Source organism: Thioclava sp. (genome assembly GCF_048263065.1).
Taxonomy (GTDB): domain Bacteria; phylum Pseudomonadota; class Alphaproteobacteria; order Rhodobacterales; family Rhodobacteraceae; genus Thioclava.
This window is the reverse complement of sequence record NZ_JBLXEM010000001.1, coordinates 88,903-108,574: the sequence shown is the minus strand read 5'-3', so window position 1 is coordinate 108,574 and position 19,672 is coordinate 88,903. Positions and strand designations below refer to the sequence as shown.

23 protein-coding genes are annotated in these 19,672 nt (G+C 61.0%); 11 read left to right on the top strand and 12 right to left on the bottom strand.

Features of this window, described 5'->3' with window-relative positions:
- Window positions 1-2: 2 nt before the first annotated feature.
- On the bottom strand, window positions 3-1,145 hold the full coding sequence (locus tag ACN0SD_RS00520; RefSeq protein WP_417806264.1) for an alkane 1-monooxygenase: 1,143 nt from the start codon (window positions 1,143-1,145) through the stop codon (window positions 3-5).
- 54 nt (window positions 1,146-1,199) lie between these two features.
- Entirely contained in the window at window positions 1,200-2,252 is a 1,053-nt protein-coding gene (gene mutY / locus ACN0SD_RS00515) for an A/G-specific adenine glycosylase (protein WP_417806263.1), read from the bottom strand.
- 84 nt (window positions 2,253-2,336) lie between these two features.
- On the opposite strand from mutY, the gene ACN0SD_RS00510 reads away from it, so the two are divergent.
- Window positions 2,337-2,882, top strand: a complete 546-nt coding sequence (locus ACN0SD_RS00510; protein WP_417806262.1) for a DUF721 domain-containing protein — start codon at window positions 2,337-2,339, stop codon at window positions 2,880-2,882.
- A gap of 3 nt (window positions 2,883-2,885) precedes the next feature.
- Window positions 2,886-3,563: a DsbA family protein gene (locus ACN0SD_RS00505; RefSeq protein ID WP_417806261.1), complete on the top strand. Its 678-nt coding sequence runs from the start codon at window positions 2,886-2,888 to the stop codon at window positions 3,561-3,563.
- Window positions 3,564-3,616: 53 nt separating this feature from the next.
- Here the strand turns inward: ACN0SD_RS00505 and lpxK are convergent, their stop codons facing one another.
- The 4 genes from lpxK to ACN0SD_RS00485 all read right to left on the bottom strand — a co-directional run bounded on the left by lpxK (window position 3,617) and on the right by ACN0SD_RS00485 (window position 7,022).
- A complete protein-coding gene (gene lpxK, locus ACN0SD_RS00500) occupies window positions 3,617-4,606 on the bottom strand; it encodes a tetraacyldisaccharide 4'-kinase (RefSeq protein ID WP_417806260.1) in 990 nt (329 codons plus the stop codon).
- Window positions 4,606-5,832, bottom strand: coding sequence for a 3-deoxy-D-manno-octulosonic acid transferase (locus ACN0SD_RS00495; RefSeq protein ID WP_417806259.1), 1,227 nt, complete (start codon window positions 5,830-5,832; stop codon window positions 4,606-4,608). The genes lpxK and ACN0SD_RS00495 overlap by 1 nt, the downstream gene beginning before the upstream one ends.
- 22 nt (window positions 5,833-5,854) lie before the next feature.
- Complete coding sequence (locus tag ACN0SD_RS00490) at window positions 5,855-6,112, bottom strand: DUF4170 domain-containing protein (protein ID WP_417806258.1); 258 nt, start codon at window positions 6,110-6,112, stop codon at window positions 5,855-5,857.
- A gap of 88 nt (window positions 6,113-6,200) precedes the next feature.
- A complete protein-coding gene (locus tag ACN0SD_RS00485) occupies window positions 6,201-7,022 on the bottom strand; it encodes a sugar phosphate isomerase/epimerase family protein (RefSeq protein ID WP_417806257.1) in 822 nt (273 codons plus the stop codon).
- Window positions 7,023-7,100: 78 nt separating this feature from the next.
- Here ACN0SD_RS00485 and zapE point away from each other — a divergent pair, with 78 nt between their 5' ends.
- Window positions 7,101-8,186, top strand: a complete 1,086-nt coding sequence (zapE, locus tag ACN0SD_RS00480; protein WP_417806256.1) for a cell division protein ZapE — start codon at window positions 7,101-7,103, stop codon at window positions 8,184-8,186.
- Between the two features lie 40 nt (window positions 8,187-8,226).
- Here zapE and ACN0SD_RS00475 read toward each other — a convergent pair whose 3' ends face one another.
- Window positions 8,227-10,242, bottom strand: a complete 2,016-nt coding sequence (locus ACN0SD_RS00475; protein ID WP_417806255.1) for an FAD-dependent oxidoreductase — start codon at window positions 10,240-10,242, stop codon at window positions 8,227-8,229.
- A 292-nt stretch (window positions 10,243-10,534) separates the two neighbouring features.
- Here ACN0SD_RS00475 and ACN0SD_RS00470 point away from each other — a divergent pair, with 292 nt between their 5' ends.
- Window positions 10,535-11,440 carry a LysR family transcriptional regulator gene (locus ACN0SD_RS00470; protein ID WP_417806254.1) on the top strand — a complete coding sequence of 302 codons (906 nt, stop codon included), beginning with the start codon at window positions 10,535-10,537 and terminating at the stop codon, window positions 11,438-11,440.
- 39 nt (window positions 11,441-11,479) lie between these two features.
- Here ACN0SD_RS00470 and ACN0SD_RS00465 read toward each other — a convergent pair whose 3' ends face one another.
- The 3 genes from ACN0SD_RS00465 to ACN0SD_RS00455 are packed head-to-tail and all read right to left on the bottom strand — an operon-like array spanning window position 11,480 to window position 13,868.
- The gene (locus ACN0SD_RS00465) at window positions 11,480-12,433 is read right to left on the bottom strand and encodes an OmpA family protein (RefSeq protein WP_417806253.1); all 954 of its coding nucleotides are present in this window, start codon (window positions 12,431-12,433) and stop codon (window positions 11,480-11,482) included.
- Complete coding sequence (locus ACN0SD_RS00460) at window positions 12,430-13,143, bottom strand: GNAT family N-acetyltransferase (protein WP_417806252.1); 714 nt, start codon at window positions 13,141-13,143, stop codon at window positions 12,430-12,432. The genes ACN0SD_RS00465 and ACN0SD_RS00460 overlap by 4 nt, the downstream gene beginning before the upstream one ends.
- Window positions 13,140-13,868 carry a competence/damage-inducible protein A gene (locus ACN0SD_RS00455; RefSeq protein WP_417806251.1) on the bottom strand — a complete coding sequence of 243 codons (729 nt, stop codon included), beginning with the start codon at window positions 13,866-13,868 and terminating at the stop codon, window positions 13,140-13,142. The genes ACN0SD_RS00460 and ACN0SD_RS00455 overlap by 4 nt, the downstream gene beginning before the upstream one ends.
- A 116-nt stretch (window positions 13,869-13,984) precedes the next feature.
- Between ACN0SD_RS00455 and map the strand changes: the two genes are divergently transcribed.
- The 7 genes from map to ACN0SD_RS00420 all read left to right on the top strand — a co-directional run bounded on the left by map (window position 13,985) and on the right by ACN0SD_RS00420 (window position 18,573).
- Window positions 13,985-14,794, top strand: a complete 810-nt coding sequence (gene map / locus ACN0SD_RS00450) for a type I methionyl aminopeptidase (protein WP_417806250.1) — start codon at window positions 13,985-13,987, stop codon at window positions 14,792-14,794.
- Window positions 14,795-14,860: 66 nt separating this feature from the next.
- Window positions 14,861-15,808, top strand: a complete 948-nt coding sequence (ispH, locus tag ACN0SD_RS00445) for a 4-hydroxy-3-methylbut-2-enyl diphosphate reductase (protein WP_417806249.1) — start codon at window positions 14,861-14,863, stop codon at window positions 15,806-15,808.
- Window positions 15,808-16,248, top strand: coding sequence for a DUF3429 domain-containing protein (locus tag ACN0SD_RS00440; protein WP_417806248.1), 441 nt, complete (start codon window positions 15,808-15,810; stop codon window positions 16,246-16,248). Before ispH ends, ACN0SD_RS00440 begins: the two co-directional genes overlap by 1 nt.
- Window positions 16,245-16,847, top strand: coding sequence for a LysE family translocator (locus ACN0SD_RS00435; protein ID WP_417806247.1), 603 nt, complete (start codon window positions 16,245-16,247; stop codon window positions 16,845-16,847). The genes ACN0SD_RS00440 and ACN0SD_RS00435 overlap by 4 nt, the downstream gene beginning before the upstream one ends.
- A gap of 10 nt (window positions 16,848-16,857) precedes the next feature.
- Complete coding sequence (locus tag ACN0SD_RS00430) at window positions 16,858-17,463, top strand: glutathione S-transferase family protein (protein ID WP_417806246.1); 606 nt, start codon at window positions 16,858-16,860, stop codon at window positions 17,461-17,463.
- Entirely contained in the window at window positions 17,456-17,917 is a 462-nt protein-coding gene (gene rnhA / locus ACN0SD_RS00425) for a ribonuclease HI (protein ID WP_417806245.1), read from the top strand. Before ACN0SD_RS00430 ends, rnhA begins: the two co-directional genes overlap by 8 nt.
- Window positions 17,917-18,573 carry a trimeric intracellular cation channel family protein gene (locus tag ACN0SD_RS00420; RefSeq protein ID WP_417806244.1) on the top strand — a complete coding sequence of 219 codons (657 nt, stop codon included), beginning with the start codon at window positions 17,917-17,919 and terminating at the stop codon, window positions 18,571-18,573. The genes rnhA and ACN0SD_RS00420 overlap by 1 nt, the downstream gene beginning before the upstream one ends.
- Here the strand turns inward: ACN0SD_RS00420 and ACN0SD_RS00415 are convergent.
- Complete coding sequence (locus ACN0SD_RS00415; RefSeq protein ID WP_417806243.1) at window positions 18,570-19,283, bottom strand: LrgB family protein; 714 nt, start codon at window positions 19,281-19,283, stop codon at window positions 18,570-18,572. The two genes, ACN0SD_RS00420 and ACN0SD_RS00415, sit on opposite strands and share 4 nt — an antisense overlap.
- On the bottom strand, window positions 19,276-19,632 hold the full coding sequence (locus ACN0SD_RS00410; RefSeq protein ID WP_417806242.1) for a CidA/LrgA family protein: 357 nt from the start codon (window positions 19,630-19,632) through the stop codon (window positions 19,276-19,278). The genes ACN0SD_RS00415 and ACN0SD_RS00410 overlap by 8 nt, the downstream gene beginning before the upstream one ends.
- Window positions 19,633-19,672: the final 40 nt, after the last annotated feature.

Genomic DNA, 19,672 nt, shown 5'->3' with positions numbered 1-19,672 from the left:
CGCTAATAAGATCCGCGCGGTAATGGCGTTGCGCCGCGATTATAGTCGGCCCAATCGCTGATGTCGGGATAATATTTGCGCCGCCATGCCCGCACACGCGGGTTCATCCGTCGCCGCCACAGTGGGGGAACCATCGCAAGCGCCGTCATGCCCGGGTAGCCGAAGGGCAGTTGCGGCGCCTCTTCGGAATCATAGGTTTGCAGCAGTGGAAAGCGGCGGTCGGGTTTGTAATGGTGATCCGAATGGCGCTGTAGATTGATCAGCAGCCAGTTCGACGCGGTGTGATCGGCATTCCAGGAATGGCGCGGCAGTACATGTTCATAACGCCCCTCACCACGATATTCGCGCGTCAGCCCGTAATGCTCGACGTAATTCGTCAGTTCCAACTGCCAGATCGCGAAAAACGCCTGCAAGGCAAACAGACCCAACCCCATCCAGCCGCCCACCGCAAAGGCCGCAATCAACGCAAGCGCCTGCAACGCGCCATAGCGCCAGAACGGATTGGAGCGATGCCAAACCGACCGCCCCGCGCGGCGCAGCATCAGTGATTCGGCCTTCCACGCAGAGCCGGGGCATTCAAACAGCACCCGCCAGAAAAAGCGGTGAAACCCCTCGTTGTAGCGCGCGCTCACCGCATCGCGCGGCGTACCAACCCAAAGATGATGCACCAGCAGATGCTCAGTGCGAAAATGCGAATAGAGAACCGTTGCGAGCAGAAGATCACCCAGCCATCGCTCTAACTTGTTTTTCTGATGCAGCAATTCATGCGCATAGACGATCCCGATAGTGCCAGAAATCACGCCCACGCCAAACATCAGCGCCACGATTTCAAAGCCGTTCAGATGTGTGCTGCGGGTCACATACCAGATCGTGCCGTAAATCACCGCCGCCTGGATCGGGAACCAGATCATCGTGATGGCGCGATACCATGTCAGCTCGCTTTCGGGCGTCTCGACGTCGGGTTGATCCGCGTTGCGCCCCAGAATCTGGTCGAGAAAGGTCACCAGCCACCACGCATAGGTCGGCAGCAGGATCAGCGTCCAACCACCGTAGCGCGCTTCAATCACCGCCAGTGGCACGGTGCCAAGCGACAGCCAGAACGGCAAAGCGTGAGATGGGCTGCGGATTTCATCGCGGCTAGACATGGGGGCCTCGGTTTTCAAGCGCGGCCATGATAGCGCGGGAATTTCCTGATACAATCACTCAGGTTGCGGCCAATCAGCGCTTTGCGCCGCGTCCCAGACCTTGCGCATCAGAGTGGGCAGATCACCGGTCGCAAAATCGCCGCGAGGGGTAAAATGTGCGCCCTCTGCGCGGGTCACGAAGACGCGTAGGGTCAGATGAAAATGGGTGAAGGTGTGGCGCACCTCGGCCTCGGCTTCACGCCAATCGGCTCGCATTGGCGGAGTGGGTGCGGGGGCCTCTGACCACTCCGAGCCGGGAAAGCCCAGCGTGCCGCCCAGCAAACCCTTGTCTGGACGGCGCTCCAACAACACATCGCCTGCCGCATTCATCGCGACATAGGCAAAGCCAAGCCGCATTGGTTTCGGTTTCTTCGCCAGCTTGCGCGGCAGATCGGCGGCAATCTCCTGCGTCTGAGCTTCACATTGCCCCATCAGCGGGCAGATCGCACAGGCCGGTCTGCGCGGTGTGCAGATCGTGGCACCTAGATCCATCATCGCTTGGGCGAAATCGCCAGGACGCGCGGTTGGCGTGATCTGCGCGGTCAGATCGGTCAGCTCTGGCTTAGCCGCGGGCAGGGGTGTCTGAACGGCGAACAGGCGCGACACGACGCGCTCAACATTGCCATCGACCACCGCGACCGGCTCATCATAGGCAATCGCCGCGATTGCGGCTGCGGTATAAGGGCCAATGCCGGGAAGTTTTTGCAAATCGGTCGCTGTTTGCGGGAATTGCCCGCCCATCTCATACGCCACCACACGCGCGCATTTCAGCAGGTTGCGCGCGCGGGCGTAATAGCCAAGCCCGGCCCATTCGGCCATCACCGCGCCATCCTCGGCACGCGCAAGCGCATCCACATCAGACCAGCGTGCGGTGAAGCGGCGGAAATAATCGCGCACGGCGGCGACGGTGGTTTGCTGCAGCATCACCTCAGATAGCCAGATGCGATAGGGATCGGGGCGCACGCCGCTTGCGCGATCGTGCGGCGAGACACGCCATGGCATCACACGGGCATTGGCATCATACCATTTCAGCAGGCTTTCGCCGATTGCCCCTTTACCGTCACGCAATGTTTATGTTCCCCTCTTGCCCATCGGTTGGCCTCACACGATGTGCGGCTTACACTAGGGCCGATCAAGAGGAACCTGTCGGTAATGAGTGCGAAAGACCCGAAATCCAAGTCAGACCGGCGCATGCGCGGCTTTGAGCCCGCAGGCAAGCTGCTGCGTCAGCGCGTGCGCGCCGCAGGTGAGTCGCGCGGATTCGCGGTGTCGCGGCTGCTCACCCATTGGTCCGAAGTGGTTGGCGAAGACATCGCAGCCCAGACTCGCCCGGTGAAGATCGGCTATTCCAAGGGCGGATTCGGCGCGACTTTGACACTGCTGACGACGGGGGCCGCTGCGCCGATGATGCAGATGCAACTGCCACAGATCCGCGAAAAGGTAAACGCGTGCTACGGCTATAATGCGATTTCGCGCATTTCGCTGACACAGACCGCCCCCATCGGTTTTGCCGAGGGACAGGCGCAATTCACCCCGGCTCCGAAAGCCGCGCCCAAGGCACCCGATCCGCAAGTGATTGAGGCGGCGGCGCGCACGGCGGAGGGCTGCAAGGACGCAGGCCTCAAATCGGCGCTGGAAACTCTGGCACAAAACGTTCTAACGAGGTCCGCGGAACGGGCCGCGCAGAAGAAAGGCTGATACATGAGCAAATCTCTTACGATCCTAGGCGGCGTCGCCGTTGCAGGTGTCCTTGCGGCGGGTGGCTGGTTTGCCTCCCAGCACAGCGAAGCGAGCCTGATCACCGCCGCGCAGGCGCAAGAGGCAAGCGCCGATAAATCGGTGCAGACTTTGCCCGATGTGATCCTCGGTCAGGAAGATGCGCCGGTCACGGTCATCGAATACAGCTCGTTCACCTGCCCGCACTGCGCAGATTGGCATACCGAGGAATTCCCGACGCTGAAGAAGGACTATATCGACACCGGCAAGGTGAAGTTCATTCAGCGCGAGGTGTATTTCGATAAGTTCGGCATCTGGGCCGGGTTGATCGCGCAATGTGGCGGTGATCCGAAATATTACGCGATCTCGGATATGCTGTTTAACAAACAGCGCGACTGGATCGGTGATGGCAAACAGCAGACGATCTCGGACAATCTACACAAGATCGGGCTGCAAGCCGGGCTCAGCAACGAGCAGGTCACCAACTGTATGAACGATGAAAAGCGCGCCGAGGAACTTGTCGCGACCTTCCAGAAAAACGCGGGCGACGACAAGATTGACGCAACGCCGACCTTCATCATCAACGGCACGAAATATTCCAACATGGCGTGGCCGGATATGAAGAAAATTCTCGACGATGATTTGCAAAAAGCGGCGCAGTAAGCCGCGCTGAGAATGACCGAGAGGCCGGCCCGATTGGGTCGGCCTTTTGCGTTTTACAGCCCGAGCTTGCTAAGCGCTGCATCAAGCGCATCGGCTGACTCAATTTCCAACCGCACAGGAAGCGCCAGAACCTTGGGGCGAAACTCTGCGGGCAGGCGCACTGCGTCTTTTTCGGTGGTCACCAATTGGGCGCCCAGCAGCTTGGCCTCGGTCTCAATCCGGGTCAGCAGACGGGGGGTGAACGGCTGGTGATCCTCCAGCGCCTCGCTGCGCAGCATATTCGCGCCCAGCGATTGCAGCGTGGCAAAGAATTTCTCGGGATGACCTATGCCTGCAAAGGCGAGCACGGGCAAATCCTGCCAATCCATCCCCGTTTGTAGTGGTATCAACGCCCCTGTCAGATGCGGGATTTTTATGTGCGATTGCCACGCGGCGGAGAATTCATGCTGCGCAGCATTCGACCCGATAGAGATCAACAGATCGGCGCGCGCCAATCCGGCATCTATCGGCTCTCGCAAAGGCCCGGCAGGTAGGCAGCGGCCATTGCCAAACCCTTTTTTCGCATCGACCACGACGATCGACAGATCCTTGCGCAGCGCCGGGTTTTGATGCGCGTCATCTAGCACAATGACCTGCGCGCCTGCCGCCACCGCAGCGCGTGCGCCCGCCGCGCGTTCCTTAGCAACCCAAGTGGGCGCAAAGGCCGATAGCAGCAATGGCTCGTCCCCGGTTTGATCGGCGCGATGGATGCGCTCGTCAACGCGCAGCGGGCCTTGCAATGTGCCGCCATAGCCGCGCGTGACGACATGCGCTGTTACCCCGCGCGCCGCGAGACGTTGCACCAGCCAAATCACCGTGGGGGTTTTTCCGGTGCCGCCTGCGTTGATGTTGCCGACCGAGATCACGGGCACATCTAGCGCCAACCCCGGCTGACGCACCCGCCGCGCTGTTGCTTGGCTATAGAGCGCGCCGAGTGGTGACAGCAGGCGGGCGGCAAGGCCGGGTTGCATCGGTGGATTGAACCAGAACAGTGGCGCGCCCATCACGCGCCGCCTTTCGTCAGACGCTCTTCCAGCAGGGCCGCGATTCCGCCCGCCACGGTCTCAACCGCACCTGCACCGCCCGATGACACCAACCATGCGTTATGCGCCAGATGCGCCGCACGGTCGGGGGCGATCAGATCGGCCAGCGCATCGGGAAAATCGTCTTCAGCGCGAATGCCGCGACAGGCATGCGCCGTTTCAAGCCGCAGGTATTGCGCACGTTCGCGCCCCAGATGCGGCCCGTGCAGCACCGCTGATCCCAAAGCTGCTGCTTCCAAAGGCGCGCGCGGGGACTGCGCCATGCCGCTAAGCGTGCCGCCCATATAAGACAGCGGCGCAAGGCGATACCAAAGCCCGTATTCCTGCGCGTCATCGGCGATGAAAATCTCGGTCGTCGCTTGCGGTTCGCCCTCAAGCGAGCGGCGCGTGACCGACCAGCCCTGATCGCTCAGCTCTTGCGCCAAAGATGCGCCATCTGCGTCGTGATCTGGGGCAAGCAACAGCAGCAGGCGATGCGCGTGCCGCATGGCGTAGGTATGCGCGTTCAAAACGACGGCCAGTTCCTCGTGCGGGACGCTGGTGGCTAGCCAGACCGGGCGGGCACCGATAGCATCGGCCATGGAGGCGCGCTCGACCTCAGAGCAGGTGAGCGGCTCGGCAGGTTCCACCAAAGCGCCTTCACTGACTTCGATCCGTTCGGCGGGCAGGCGCCGTTCCAGCGCGCGGCGACTGTCCCCATCGCGCAGATAAATTCGTGTCAAACGCCCCAGTAATCCCGCCATGCGATCACCGGACAGTGCGCCAACGCCGGTGCCAAACTGTGCATCCGCAAGCGCGATGGGGATGTCCCGCCGGGCGGCTTCGGTGATCAAGGCTGCGGGCAGGATATTGCCCAAAATCAAGATCATCTCGGGACGCCATGCATTCAGCACCAATTTGATGGACGCGGGGCGGTCCTCGGGCGACGGCAGGCAAAGCGAGTCTGGCGGCAGCACCAAATCATCCGGTGGATCGCCCGTCGTGGTGAGCGCAATTTGCAGATTGGGGAGCCGGGCGGTGATGCGACGCGCAACCAGTGCTGCACCAGATTTCGCGCCGGTGCTATCCCATATCCACAAAAGCGGCCCATCAGGGGGCTCGCGGGCCGCGGCGTCACGCGCGCGCGGCCCGGTAGGGCGCATCGCAGAGAGAGGGCGCTTGATCCATGAGGAAAGGGTATAGCGCATCTCTTTGCGGGTCCTGATTGACTTAGCTGCCGAGTTCTTCGGTCGGAGAGACCTCGATCTCTTCGTCGCGCAGACGGTGCAAATGCGCAATGAAATATCGGGTATGAGCGTCATCAACAGTGCGATGCGATGCGCCCTTCCAAGCGGCATACGCGGTGGCATAGTTGGGGTAGATCCCCACGATGTCGATTTTGGAGACATCGGAAAATTCGGTGACACTCGGGTTCACCAGCTCGCCACCGAACACAAGGTGAAGACGCTGCGGATTGGGTTTGGACATGCTAGCTCCTGTCGACTTTTGCTGCAGCGCAGAGATTACGCCCTGCCATCCCGGTTCACAAGGCGGCGCCCCGCTTCGCACGAAGCCGTTACCGCGCGAGTCCTTGATCGGCCAGATATTGAACGCCTTTATGCAGGCCTGCCTCGTCGTTCACTTCCAAAATCAGCCGTGGCATTTTCGGCAAGTGCCCGAGTGCTGCAAACACCGAATGCCACGCAATCGTGCCTTCGCCCGGATGCCAGTGCCGGTCGCCGTATCCATCCACATCCTGTAAATGCACATGCTGCAACGCAGCCCCGGCCGCATTCACAAACGCATCAACCGGCGGCGCGCCCATGCGCCGGTGCATGAATTGCGCATGTCCAGTATCCAGCGAGACCTTGACCGTTTTGGTATTCAGCGCCGCTGCAAGATCAACCCGCAATCGCGGCGCCAAATCCTCGACATTCTCAATCACCAAGGTAACGCCAAGCTCTTGCGCGCGTGCGATTACGGGCGTCAGGATATATCGTACGCGCTCGATTTGCATGACCCCTTTGGTCGGATGCGCATCCAGATCGCTTTCCTTCCACATCGTATATGGCGAGTGGATCACCATTTGATCGGCCTCAAGATCGGCGCAAATATCAAGCGTGCGCAGCATCCGCGTGCGGATCACCTCGACAATCGCGGGATCGGCGCAATCAATGTTGAAGCCGGTGAATGGCCCGTGCAGCCCCAGCCGCCCGGTATAGCCATCCAGCAGACCCTTCGCGCGCGCTGTCATTTTGACCAGGTCCGCCTCGGGCGTGTTGGGCCAGCAAAAGCTTTGCAATTCCAGATCGCGCTGATCGGCCAAAATCCAGTCTTGATGATGGGCCAGCATATCAAGGCTAAGCGCCGCGCCTAGCAATGGCAGGTCTTTTGTCATGGTGTTCTCCTCTTGCGCGTGATGCTTACGCAAGCGTGGGGGCTTTTCAATCCCGCAAACGCGCTATATCGCACGCATATGAGACAGACACTGACCCAGATCTATGATGCAAAGCTCGCGGAGGGAACGCTGCATCCCGACGCCGCCCAACGCGCCGTTCTGCCCGTTCTTGAAGAGATCCGCACCCAGCTGGAAACGGCCCCAGAGCCACGCAAACGCGGGCTGTTTTCGCGCAAGCCAGCGCCGATCGAGGGCGTGCGGGGGCTGTATTTTTGGGGTGGCGTCGGGCGTGGCAAGTCGATGCTGATGGATTTGTTTTATGGCGCGACCGATGTGCCCAAGCGCCGGGTGCATTTCCACGCTTTCATGCAGGAAATTCAGGGCAAGCTGGACGAGGCCCGCCGCGCCAACACCGTCGATGCGATGCGCCCTGTCGCCGAAGAGGTGGCCGGATCGCTGCGCCTGCTGTGTTTCGACGAGATGCAGATCACCGATATCGCCGATGCGATGATTGTGGGGCGCTTTTTCGAGGCGCTGTTTGAGCGCGGCGTAACTATCGTGACCACCTCTAACCGGGTGCCCGAAGATCTGTATAAGAACGGGCTGAACCGCCAGCTTTTCCTACCGTTCATCGCCTTGATCCGCGAAAAACTGCAAGTCTATGAGCTGGTATCGGAAACCGACTACCGCCAGCACCGCCTTTCCGGCGAAGAGGTCTATTTTTATCCCATTGGACGCGAGTCGCGCGCCAAGATGGATGTGCTTTGGGGCGAACTTTCGGGGCAGGATCTTACCCACACGCTGAAGCTGACGGTCAAGGGGCGCGTGGTAGAGTTGCCCCATTTCCACGCAGGTGTAGGCCGCGCATCGTTTTGGGATCTCTGCGCGGTGCCGTTGGGTCCAGCTGATTATCTCGCGATTGCCGAGGCCGTTCGGGTGCTGATGCTCGATGATATCCCGCTGCTCTCGGCCTCGAATTTCAACGAGGCGAAGCGGTTTGTGACCCTTATCGACGCCTTATACGAGGCCAAGGTGCGGCTGATCTGCTCGGCAGCGGATGCGCCCGAGCGCCTTTATGTCGAGGGCGAAGGCACGTTTGAATTTGAACGCACCGCCAGCCGTCTGCGCGAAATGCAAGCCGCCGATTGGGCGCAGGAGGAATAAGGGCGCGAAGGTTTCCCAACGCGCCCCCTTATTTCATGCCTCAGATCGCAGCGGCCAGCCGCGTGCCTTGGTCAATCGCGCGTTTAGCGTCCAACTCGGCGGCGACATCTGCGCCGCCGATGATATGCGGGGACCGCCCCGCTGCAATTAACGCATCCGCTAGTCTGCGCTCGGGCAATTGCCCCGCACATAGCACCACCGTATCGGCGGCAATTACGCTGGGGTTTTCGCGCGCTTCGCCGTAGCTAACATGCAGCCCTTCGGCTGTGATACGCTCGTAATTCACCCCGCCGATCATCTGCACATTCTTCATCTGAAGCGCGGCGCGATGGATCCAGCCGGTGGTTTTACCCAGCCGACGCCCTAGTTTCTCGCGCTTGCGCTGCAACAGGGTGACGGCGCGTGTGGGCGGCTCGGGATCGGGATCTGCTAGACCGCCCGGTGTCTGTGCCGGATCACCCACGCCCCATTCGCGCTTCCACTCTTCAAGATCCAGCGTTGGGCTGTCATCGACCGTCAGGAACTCGGCCACGTCAAAGCCGATCCCGCCCGCGCCGATGATGGCCACGCGCGGCCCCGCTGTCACGCGGCCTTTCAGGATATCGATATAGGACGCGACCTGCCCGCCCTCGACCGGGATTTCGGGGTCACGCGGGCGCACGCCGGTTGCGATGATCACCTCGTCGAAATCGGCCAGTGCCTCAACACTCGCCTCGGTGTTGAGCCGCAGCGTCACGCCAGTCTTGTCCACCATCGTGGCAAACCAGTCGGTCAGTCCGTGAAATTCCTCTTTGCCCGGCACGACGCGCGCCATCGTCAATTGCCCACCGACTTGATCGGCGCGATCAAACAGTGTGACCTTGTGCCCGCGCTGCGCCGCCGTGATTGCAGCGGACAGGCCCGCAGGCCCCGCGCCAACCACTGCAATCGCCTTGGGATTGGCGGTGGGGGTGATCACGATCTCGGTTTCATGGCCCGCGCGCGGGTTCACCAGACAGGACGACACCTTGCCTTGAAAAGTATGATCCAGACAGGCCTGATTGCAGGCGATACAGGGCGCGATTTCGGCGGCGCGACCACTCTCGGCCTTATTGACGAAATCGGGATCCGCAAGGAACGGGCGCGCCATCGAGATCATGTCAGCGCTGCCGCTGGCCAACACCTCTTCCGCGACGCCGGGCGTGTTGATCCGGTTGGAGGTAATAACGGGGATCGAAACCTCGGGGCGCAAGCGACCTGTCAGCCAAGTAAATGCCGCGCGTGGCACGGAGGTCGCGATTGTGGGCACGCGCGCCTCATGCCAGCCGATTCCGGTGTTCAGGATGCTGGCACCCGCCGCCTCAATCGCCTTGGCCAAAGTCACGACCTCATCCCAAGTGGAGCCATCGGGGACCAGATCAATCAGCGAAATCCGAAAAATAACGATGAAATCGTCACCCACGGCGGCGCGCACGCGTTTCATCACCTCGACGGGTAGGCGCATCCGGTTCTCATAGCTGCCACCCCAAGCATCGTCGCGCTTGTTGGTGTGACGCACGAGGAACTGGTTGAGGAAATAGCCCTCAGACCCCATCACCTCGACCCCGTCATAGCCCGCCTCACGGGCGCGCGCAGCGGCTGTGGCGATATCCGAGATCTGCTTTTCGATGCCGGCCTCGTCCAGTTCGGTGGGCGGGAAGGGCGATATCGGCGATTTGATCGCCGAAGGTGCCACGCAGTTGGGGCCATAAGCATAGCGCCCAGCATGCAGGATCTGCATCGCGATGCGCCCGCCTGCCGCGTGCACACGCTCGGTGATGATCTTGTGATGCGCGATGTCTTCGGGGGTGAACAGACCCGCCGCGCCGGGAAACACGCCGCCCTCACTATTGGGGGCCATGCCGCCTGTCACCATCAGGGCAACGCCGCCGCGCGCGCGCTCGGCATAGAATTCGGCCACCGCATTCCAGTCGCCGCGCTCTTCAAGATTGGTATGCATCGAGCCCATAAGAACCCGGTTGGGCAAGGTCACATGCCCCAGATCAAGCGGTGCGAAAAGATGCGGAAACTGGCTCATGACGTTCTCCCTAAACTCGCGCGTAGTGTGAAAGCGCGCCGCGCCCTTGTCACGCCAAACGCGGCGTCACGCTATTAGAACTGCGCGATCACGCGTGCCAAGCGGGAACCGGATAAACGAAGCCGCACTTCCCTTAGGTGCTGTTTCGTTTCGGGGCGGCTCATCGTTTCGCAACAGTAACCAACGTGTGAGAATACCGCGGTATTGTCCCCCCTTGGCCCCATTTGCGCCCGAATTGGCGACCAAAACTGTTCCCGAACAAGCAATAAACCGAGACCGAAAAGGTGCGCATATGGATCGCCTGACTGAAATGGAAGCCTTCGCGATGGTCGTGGACCAAGGCGGTTTCACGGATGCAGCAAAGAAGCTGGGCATCTCTAAATCCGCTGTGTCGAAGCATGTTTCGGCGCTAGAGGCACGGCTTGGGGCGCGACTTCTCAACCGCACGACGCGCCGCGTCAGCCCGACCGAAATTGGGCTGGCCTATTACGATCGGGCACGGCGCGTCCTGAATGATGCAGGTGAGGCGGATGCGCTGGTCACCTCGATGCAACTGGCACCTTCGGGGGTGTTGCGCATTTCGGTTGCGACCGATTTCGGGGTCAATCTGCTTTCTCCGGTTTTAGGAGATTTCTTGCAGGAATTTCCTGATATTACCGTGAATATGGTACTCAATAACCGCTTTGTTGAACTGATCTCGGAAGGGTTCGACATGGCGATCCGGGTGGGAGAGCTTGAAGATAGCAGCCTGCGCGCACGCAAATTGACCGAGACATCGCGCCGGATGATCGCCTCGCCGGGCTATTTTGAGCGCTACGGCCGCCCGGAAAAGATCGACGATCTCAACGAACACAAGCTGTTGCACTATTCCAACCAATCGGCTGGCAATGTCTGGAAGCTGACCGCGCCCTCGGGCGAGCGGCGTCAGGTGCGCTCAAACGGCTGGCTTACGGTTAATGACGGGCAGTCGCTGCTGCATGCCGCAATTGCGGGGCTTGGCATCGCCTACCTGCCGTCTTTCCTGTATGCTGACGCGCTTAAAGACGGCCTCGTCGAAGAGGCTATGCCCGAATTGCCGATGGAAACGCTGGGCATTTACGCGGTCTATCCGCCGGGCCGCTTTACCCAGCCCAAAGTGCGCGCGTTCATTGATTTTCTTGCCACGACCTTCGAAAAACGTGGCCCCGACAATTGGTAAGGTTTTCCTTCTACAGCGCCTTCCATCCGTCGGGCGCCGTCAACTTTGGGTCGAAGTGAGAACCGCTTCGACCCGTCTGTTTTTCTCACGTCCCGCTTTCGTCAGATTGCTGGCACGCGGGGCGAGATAGCCTGCCCCTTCGGCGGTAATTTGAGCCGGATTTGTGCCAAAATCTGTTATAATCTTCGCACGCGCGGCTTCGGCGCGGCGTTTTGACAGCGCGATATTGGCCGATAATGACCCCACCGCATCGGTATGGCCAACCAACACCACGCGCGCATCGGGATGTGCGGCCAGATACTCGGCCAGCGCCTTGAGCGAGGCGACCTCTTGAGTACCCAGCGTTACCTCACCGCTTGCGAAATCCAGATCATCCAGCGCGACCGAGCCTTGCGATTCCATCTGCGCGGCAAAAGCGCTTGCGGAGGGGGCGGCAGCACTGCCCGGCAGCGGCGCAGATTGTTGCGGGATCGCAAGCGGATTGTCAGAAAGCAGGGGCGTAACATCTTGTACGCTCAGATTGGTGATCTCGACGAACCCTGATTCCGAGCTGCGCGAGACGGTAATTGCGACATATTCATCGCCCTTGCGCGCCGCGAGATAACGAAAATCGCCCAAATCGACATGCATTGCGGGCTCGGGCAAAAGATCAAGCGCATAGCGGAAATCAAATCCGCCGCAGGCATCGGTGTCACATTCATAAAGTAACGTGTAACCCGCATCGACAAGCTGTTCGCGCAGAGCGGCCAGCAATTGCAGCGTGGTATTCTGGTTCGCGCGCAACCGCCACGCCGTGTCGCTGCGCGCCCCTTCCAGACCAATGGTATCCACCGCATCGCCCTTCCACGGCCCCACGGCAAGGGCATAGCTTGCCGCCGGGCTAGAGGTTTGCGCGGCTTGAATGGCGCCTGCGGGCAAGGTCAGGTTAAGCGGCTCGGCCAGCGCAGGCACGCCGCTTAGGGCCAACATCAAGACGAAAGCCGCGCCTCTCATTTTTCGCCCTCCCGGCGATAGTGATAGCCTGCACGTTGCGTCATCCCAAGGCTCTGCGCCAGCGTGTTTGAGGCATCATTGGCATGGGTGACAAGCATTTCAAACCGGGTTGCGCCGTGCGCCAGCGCCCAGCGCGCGCCCTCGTGGACCATGGCGCGCGCCAGACCGCTGCGTCGGAACGCGGGCGCAACAGCAAGCGCGTGCAGCATCGCGGTGCCTTCGTGCATTGCGACGAATGCGACCCCGGCAGCGCGATCCTGTTTGCGCCCCAAAATGCAGACCTTCGGCCCTGTTACCCGGTCCATGATCGCTTGGCGGGCGGGGCCGACCTCCAGTTCACTCCAGAGATCGCGCGCGATTTGCAGCGGGGGCCAGTGGGCAAACGCTGTGACAGGGGGTACCTCTCCCTGCATCTGCGCGATCGGAGCGGTCCATAGGAAGACCGGGTCATAGGCGACGTAGCCCCGCGCCTCTAGTGCGGCATCCAGCGCGCTATCCTCGGGGCGGATCATGAAGCGTGGAGTCTGGCCCAGGGCGCGATGCGCAGCCTCGGCGGCGGTTATATCAGCGTCACCGAACGGCGCGATAAGCGTGGCGCAACTCACCCGTGAGCCACCGCCGCGCCCCTCGCGAACCAGAAAACCACCCGCAATCTGCGTCGCAGCGGCGGGCCAGGTGGCGTCGATCAGGGCGGTGGGGTCGAGACTCATTTTCCCTCCGGGAACGCGGTCTGCAATGCGGCAAGACCCGCCTCGACCTTCGCCGGATCTTGGCCGCGCACCACAAGGTTCGTGCCATAGCGCCCTTCCTGAACAAAGGGATAAGAGCCGAAGGAGAGATCGCCGAACTGTTCCGAGATTGCGCGCAGGTCATCGGCCACCGAGGATTCCGCCGCCATCACCTGCCAGTTGCGCGAAATCACCGGAGCTCCGCCGGTCAAACTCGGCAGCAGCCCCGATACCATCGCCTGAAAGATATTGGGCACACCGGCCATCACATGGACATTTCCACAGGAAAACCCCGGTGCGGTCGAGACCGGGTTGTCGATCAGCGTCGCGCCATCGGGAATGCGCGCCATGCGCAGGCGCGCGGCGGTGAACTCGGTGTCGCGCGCGGCGTAATGTGCGGCTAGAATCGCGTGGGCATCCTCGCGCACGTCAATGCCAACGCCCATCGCCTCGGCCACTGCATCGGCGGTGATGTCGTCATGGGTCGGGCCGATGCCGCCGCTAGTGAAAACGTGATCGAAACGCTGCGACAATTTGCGCACGGCATCGACGATCACGGCATGATCATCGGGAATGACCCGGATCTCGCGGCAATCAATACCATGTTCCACCAGCTTGCCCGTAAGAAAATGGGCATTGCCTTCGCGGGTGCGCCCGGACAGAATTTCATCACCAATAATCAGGATTACAGCGGTTGGATTGGGCATGACTTGGCCTCCTTTTGTCTTGGTATAGGGCGGGGTTGGCATCTGGGAAAGGCCGGGCACTGGCCAAGCGACGTAATTGTGACTATCTAAAGCGCAAAAGCGTTAGGAGTAGAGCCTTGGACAATAGCCACGGCCGTGTGACCAAAGACGGCATCCGCATTTACGAGCAAAGCGACTTCGAAGGGATGCGGGCATCCAGTCAGGTTACCGCGCAGATCCTCGACGAAGTCGCCGACTTGGTCAAACCCGGTGTTTCGACAGCAGAACTTGACGCGTTCATCGAAAAGCGCGTCAACGAGATGGGAGCGACCTCGGCCACGATCGGCTATCGCGGCTACCGTCATGCCAGCTGCATTTCGATCAATCATGTCGTGTGCCACGGCATTCCCGGCGACAAGCGGCTCAAGGATGGCGATATCGTGAATATCGACATCACGGTGATCCTGAATGGCTGGTTTGGGGACAGTTCGCGGATGTATGTTGCGGGTACGCTGTCACGCAAGGCCGAACGTCTGATCCAAGTTACGTATGACGCGCTGATGATCGGGATCGAGCAAGTCAAACCTGGCAACACCTTTGGCGATATCGGTCACGCGATCCAGAAATTCGTCGAAGGTCACCGGATGTCGGTTGTGCGCGATTTTTGCGGTCATGGCGTAGGCGAGGTGTTCCACGCGCCGCCAAACGTGCTGCATTATGGGCGCGCAGGATCTGGGCCGATGTTAGAAGAGGGTATGATCTTCACGATTGAACCGATGGTCAATCTTGGCCGCCCTGAAACCAAGGTTCTTGCCGACGACTGGACGGCGGTGACGCGGGATAAATCGCTAAGCGCGCAATTCGAGCATTCGGTTGGCGTGACAGCGGATGGGGTGGATATCTTCACGCTTTCGCCCGCGGGCAGGTTCCATCCGACCTGGCGCTAAGCCATGCGTCACTGGACCTGCGCCGATACCCACATTAGGTCAGCAACCAGACCGAAGGAGAGCGCGATGAAACCTTCCCTCACCCTCTACTTGGCGGCCCCGCGTGGGTTCTGCGCCGGCGTGGATCGCGCGATCAAGATTGTCGAGATGGCGCTCGAGAAATGGGGTGCGCCGGTCTATGTGCGCCACGAGATCGTGCATAACAAATACGTCGTCGATACGTTGCGCGACAAGGGCGCGGTCTTTGTCGAAGAGCTGGACGAATGCCCGACTGACAGGCCGGTGATCTTTTCCGCCCATGGCGTGCCCAAATCGGTGCCCGCCGAGGCCGAGCGGCGCGAGATGATCTATGTCGATGCGACCTGCCCGCTGGTGAGCAAGGTTCATAAAGAGGCAGAGCGGCACTCGGATAATGGCCATCAGATGGTGATGATCGGCCATGCCGGCCACCCCGAAGTGCTGGGCACGATGGGCCAGCTTCCCGAGGGCGAGGTGCTGCTGGTCGAAACCGTCGGGGATGTGGCCACGATCACGCCGCGCGATCCCGAACAGCTGGCCTTCATCACGCAAACCACCTTGTCAGTCGATGATACGGCGGCAATCGTGGCGGCTCTACAAGACCGATTTCCTGCGATTGTCGGGCCTGCCAAGGAAGATATTTGCTACGCGACGACGAACCGTCAGGCCTCGGTCAAGGCGATGGCGGGGCAGATTGATGCGCTGCTAGTGATCGGTGCTCCCAACTCGTCCAATTCGCGCCGCTTGGTCGAGGTCGGGCGCGCTGCGGGCTGCGGCTATGCGCAACTGGTGCAACGCGCCGATGATATCGACTGGCGCGCAATCGAGGGCGCGAAAGCGGTGGGTGTGACCGCCGGGGCCAGCGCGCCCGAAGTGTTAATCGACGAGGTCATCGTGGCCTTTCGCGACCGCTATGATCTGACCGTCGATCAGATCGAGACTGCGCGCGAGGATATCGAATTCAAAGTGCCGCGCGTGTTGCGCGAGACCGCTTGATGCGCGCGATCGGGCCGCGCATTCCGGGGCTGGCGCTGGTGCTGGGCGTCGCCGGACTGATCCCGTTTGTCTGGGGTGTTCTGGTGGTGCAAACCGGGGCGCTGCTGCCGCCCGGCATGGCCGATCCGCGCGTTGCGGTGCTGGCTTACGGGTTGATGATCTATTGCTTTATGGCAGGATGCCTTTGGGGGTTCGCGGCCAAAGGCGAGTGGTCTGCGGGCTATGCGCTATCAATTGCGCCGATCCTGTTTTTTATCGTCTTCGCTGTGTTTGGTATGCCGGTGAATTTCGTGCTGCTGATCGGGTTTGTCCTGTTGTTGCCGCTTGATTGGATCTTTGCGCGGCGGGGGTTGGCACCGGGTTGGTGGCTAAAGCTGCGCCTTGGGCTGAGCATCGTAGTGATCGCCAGCTTGGTTGCTTTGGTAAGGACGGGCATATGAGCATCGAGTTCCTGATCACGGCGTTTATCGTCTGCGTAGCGCCGGGAATTGGCGTTGTTTATACGCTGTCCACAGCACTTGGTCAGGGCTTTCGCGCCGCGATTTGGGCGGCGCTAGGTTGCACGATTGCGACGCTGGTGCATCTGGGCGTCGCGGTGGCGGGGCTGGCGGCGGTGCTGCATGCCTCGGCGATCTTATTTCAAAGCATCAAATTTGCGGGCGTCGCCTATCTGCTTTGGATGGCTTGGGGCGCGCTGAAAGGGACGGGCGGGTTGGATATCGCGGCTGCCGACCCCGCGCCACCCGCGCGGCTGGTGCGCCGGGGCATTTTGCTGAACCTGCTGAACCCGAAACTGCCGATGTTTTTCATTGCCTTCCTGCCGCAATTCATGGCCCCCACGGACGGGGCGGGCGCGATGGTCGCGCTGGGCGCAGCCTTTGCCGCGATGACATTTGCGGTGTTTCTGGGTTATGGCGCGCTGGCGGTGATGGGACGCGCGCGGGTCTTATCCTCGCCGCGCGTAATGGGCTGGCTGCGGCGCGCCTTTGCGCTATCCTTCGCGGCGCTGGGGCTGCGTTTGGCGTTCGAGCGGGCATAAGGAAGCGATCATGAAACTCTATTCGATGCCCTCATCGGGCAATAGCTACAAGGTGCGCCTCCTTCTGGCGCTGCTCGGGCGTGATTATGAGCGCGTCGATGTCGAATATGAGACTGAAGCGCTTGATCAGGCCCATGCCAGCGGGGCGTTGCCCTTTGGCAAGGCGCCTGCGCTCCATCTGGATGATCGTCGGGTGCTGGCGGAATCGAATGCGATCCTGTGCTGGCTGGGTGAGGGGACGGATTTCGTGCCTCAAGACCCTTTCCAGCGCGCGCAGATGCTGTCGTGGATGTTCTGGGAGCAGAACCAGCATGAGGGCGTGATCGCAGTGCGCGCCGCCCTGTTAACCTATGAAATCCGCAAACACTTGGCGACCCCGCAGCGCTTGGCAGAGCTTCTGGAGCGCGGCACCGCGCTGTTGCGGGTGATGGAAGATCGCCTCAAGGGGCAAAACTGGCTGGTGGGCGATGCGATCAGCCTCGCCGATATTTGCCTTTACGCCTACACGCATACCGCCGAAAGCCACGGTGGGTTTGATCTGTCGCAGTTCCCGGCGCTCGGCGCTTGGCTGGATCGAATCGTAGCACTTGAAGGATATGTGGGGCTTAATGGCTGAAATTCACGCATGGACGGATGGCGCATGCAGTGGCAATCCCGGCCCCGGCGGCTGGGGCGTCGTGATGCGCGCGATGGATGGCGCGCGGATCATCAAGGAACGCACGCTTAAGGGCGGCGAGGCCGACACGACCAACAACCGGATGGAACTGCTGGCCGCAATCAACGCGCTTGAGGCGCTTACGCGGGAGTCCGAAATTACCATCACCACTGACTCGGCCTATGTGAAAAACGGTGTGACGGGCTGGATTCACAGCTGGAAACGTAACGGCTGGAAAACCGCGAATAAAAAGCCGGTGAAGAATGTCGATTTGTGGCAGCGACTGGACGCCGCGCAAGCGCGCCATCGGGTGACCTGGAAATGGATCAAAGGCCATGCAGGCCATGCCGAGAATGAGCAGGCCGATGAACTGGCCCGCGAAGGCATGGCACCGTTCAAACCGGGCAAAGCTTGATGAGTGACATACCGGTTTGGCTGAACGAATTGCCCATCGGGGCGGGGCTGGATTACGCCTCGGTTCTGGTTTTCGCGCTGACGGGCGCGCTCGTGGCCTCACGTCAGCAGCTTGATCTGGTGGGGTTCATCTTTATTTCGGCGCTGACGGCGGTGGGGGGCGGCACTCTGCGCGACCTTTTGCTGGGGCGCGATCAAGTGTTTTGGGTCGCAGATCCGACCTATGTCATCATCGCGGCATTGGCCGCCATTGTGGTGTTTTTCACTGCGCATCTGCTGGAAAGCCGCTATCGCGCGCTGCTCTGGCTTGATGCCTGCGCGTTGGCCGTGGCGGTGCCTGCGGGTGTTGCGATCACGATGAAACTAGGCCACGGCCCAGTAATCGTGCTGATCATGGGTGTGGTGACCGGATCATTTGGTGGGCTGATGCGCGATGTGGTGTGCAACGAAGTGCCCTTGATGCTCAAGCAGGGCGAACTTTACCTTAGCTGCGCCTTTGCGGGGGCGGCAGGTGCGCTGATTGCCTCGGCCGTTGGGTTGGATCGCTTCACGGCCCTGCTGATTTGCGCCGCAGTGACGTTGATCCTGCGTGCAGGCTCGCTGCGTTTTGGCTGGAGCTTGCCGGTTTACAAACCACGCCCGCCCCGCAATTTCTAGAACAGGCTGAGGATTACGGGCGCAAGAAACGCCGTCAGCACCGCATTCATCCCCATCCCGATTGAGGCAAATGCCCCCGCCGTTTCATGCACCTGAAAGGCGCGCGCGGTGCCGATGCCATGGGCAGCTACCCCCACCGCCAAACCACGCGCCCGCCAGTCGCGAAACCCCAGCGCATCAAGCATCGGCGTCACCACGATGGCACCAAGCATGCCCGTGATGATCACCAACGCGGCGGTCAAAGACGGCTCTCCGCCCAGTTGCTGCGAAATCCCGATGGCCACAGGCGCTGTCACCGATTTTGGCGCAAGCGAGGCCATCAGCACGGGCCCCGCGCCCATCGCTTTGGCAATCGCCAGCACGCTGACAATCGCAGTGGTGGACCCAACAACCAACCCGGCCGCAATCGGCAAGAGCGCACGTTTGACCTTGGGCAGGTTGGCATGCAGCGGCACCGCAAGGCAGACCGTCGCCGGCCCCAGCATGAAATGAACGAACTGCGCGCCTTCGAAATAGCGCTCGTAAGGCGTGTGGGTCGCCACCAGGACCGTGCCAAGGATCACCACGGCGATCATCACCGGATTGGCAAACGGGCTGCGCCGGGCCGCGCGAAACAGGAAATCCCCGATCCAATAGGCGACCAACGTGGCCCAAAGCCACAGCAGCGGCTCGGACGACAGGTAAGACCAAAGCTTGAACGGATCAGTCATCAGACGCGCTCCCGATCAGTTTGGCCACGAATGCGAAGGCCGCCGCCCCCGCGACAATCGCCAGCATCGTCGAGACCACCAGCGCCACGGCCAGACCCAGACCATGAGCACGCAACTGATCCAGATGCGCGATAATCCCGACGCCCGCAGGTACGAAGAGCAGCGAAAGATGCGCGAGAATGAACTGCGCGACGGGGCGAACGATTTGCTGAATGCGCGTTGAGGTGCTGAGAGCGATCAGCAGAAAGATCATTCCCAGCACCGGGCCGGGCAGCGGCAGCATCAGTGCGCGCGAGAGGATCTCGCCGATGAGTTGGAACAACAAGATCAGGGATAAAGCGGGGATCATCGGGGGCTCCTTGGTGAACTGCTTGATGCTAGGGCACGGG

Bases quoted from the DNA above. Each gene is read 5' to 3' on its own strand.
- ACN0SD_RS00505 (WP_417806261.1), top strand. From the start codon at position 2,886: ATGAGCAAATCTCTTACGATCCTAGGCGGCGTCGCCGTTGCAGGTGTC.
- lpxK (WP_417806260.1), bottom strand. From the start codon at position 4,606: ATGGGCGCGCCACTGTTCTGGTTCAATCCACCGATGCAACCCGGCCTT.
- ACN0SD_RS00485 (WP_417806257.1), bottom strand. From the start codon at position 7,022: ATGACAAAAGACCTGCCATTGCTAGGCGCGGCGCTTAGCCTTGATATG.
- ACN0SD_RS00520 (WP_417806264.1), bottom strand. From the start codon at position 1,145: ATGTCTAGCCGCGATGAAATCCGCAGCCCATCTCACGCTTTGCCGTTC.
- ACN0SD_RS00410 (WP_417806242.1), bottom strand. From the start codon at position 19,632: ATGATCCCCGCTTTATCCCTGATCTTGTTGTTCCAACTCATCGGCGAG.
- ACN0SD_RS00435 (WP_417806247.1), top strand. From the start codon at position 16,245: ATGAGCATCGAGTTCCTGATCACGGCGTTTATCGTCTGCGTAGCGCCG.
- ACN0SD_RS00490 (WP_417806258.1), bottom strand. From the start codon at position 6,112: ATGTCCAAACCCAATCCGCAGCGTCTTCACCTTGTGTTCGGTGGCGAG.
- zapE (WP_417806256.1), top strand. From the start codon at position 7,101: ATGAGACAGACACTGACCCAGATCTATGATGCAAAGCTCGCGGAGGGA.
- ACN0SD_RS00470 (WP_417806254.1), top strand. From the start codon at position 10,535: ATGGATCGCCTGACTGAAATGGAAGCCTTCGCGATGGTCGTGGACCAA.
- ACN0SD_RS00430 (WP_417806246.1), top strand. From the start codon at position 16,858: ATGAAACTCTATTCGATGCCCTCATCGGGCAATAGCTACAAGGTGCGC.
- ACN0SD_RS00415 (WP_417806243.1), bottom strand. From the start codon at position 19,283: ATGACTGATCCGTTCAAGCTTTGGTCTTACCTGTCGTCCGAGCCGCTG.
- ACN0SD_RS00455 (WP_417806251.1), bottom strand. From the start codon at position 13,868: ATGCCCAATCCAACCGCTGTAATCCTGATTATTGGTGATGAAATTCTG.
- ACN0SD_RS00495 (WP_417806259.1), bottom strand. From the start codon at position 5,832: ATGCGCTATACCCTTTCCTCATGGATCAAGCGCCCTCTCTCTGCGATG.
- ACN0SD_RS00440 (WP_417806248.1), top strand. From the start codon at position 15,808: ATGCGCGCGATCGGGCCGCGCATTCCGGGGCTGGCGCTGGTGCTGGGC.
- ispH (WP_417806249.1), top strand. From the start codon at position 14,861: ATGAAACCTTCCCTCACCCTCTACTTGGCGGCCCCGCGTGGGTTCTGC.
- ACN0SD_RS00460 (WP_417806252.1), bottom strand. From the start codon at position 13,143: ATGAGTCTCGACCCCACCGCCCTGATCGACGCCACCTGGCCCGCCGCT.
- ACN0SD_RS00465 (WP_417806253.1), bottom strand. From the start codon at position 12,433: ATGAGAGGCGCGGCTTTCGTCTTGATGTTGGCCCTAAGCGGCGTGCCT.
- ACN0SD_RS00510 (WP_417806262.1), top strand. From the start codon at position 2,337: ATGAGTGCGAAAGACCCGAAATCCAAGTCAGACCGGCGCATGCGCGGC.
- rnhA (WP_417806245.1), top strand. From the start codon at position 17,456: ATGGCTGAAATTCACGCATGGACGGATGGCGCATGCAGTGGCAATCCC.
- ACN0SD_RS00420 (WP_417806244.1), top strand. From the start codon at position 17,917: ATGAGTGACATACCGGTTTGGCTGAACGAATTGCCCATCGGGGCGGGG.
- ACN0SD_RS00475 (WP_417806255.1), bottom strand. From the start codon at position 10,242: ATGAGCCAGTTTCCGCATCTTTTCGCACCGCTTGATCTGGGGCATGTG.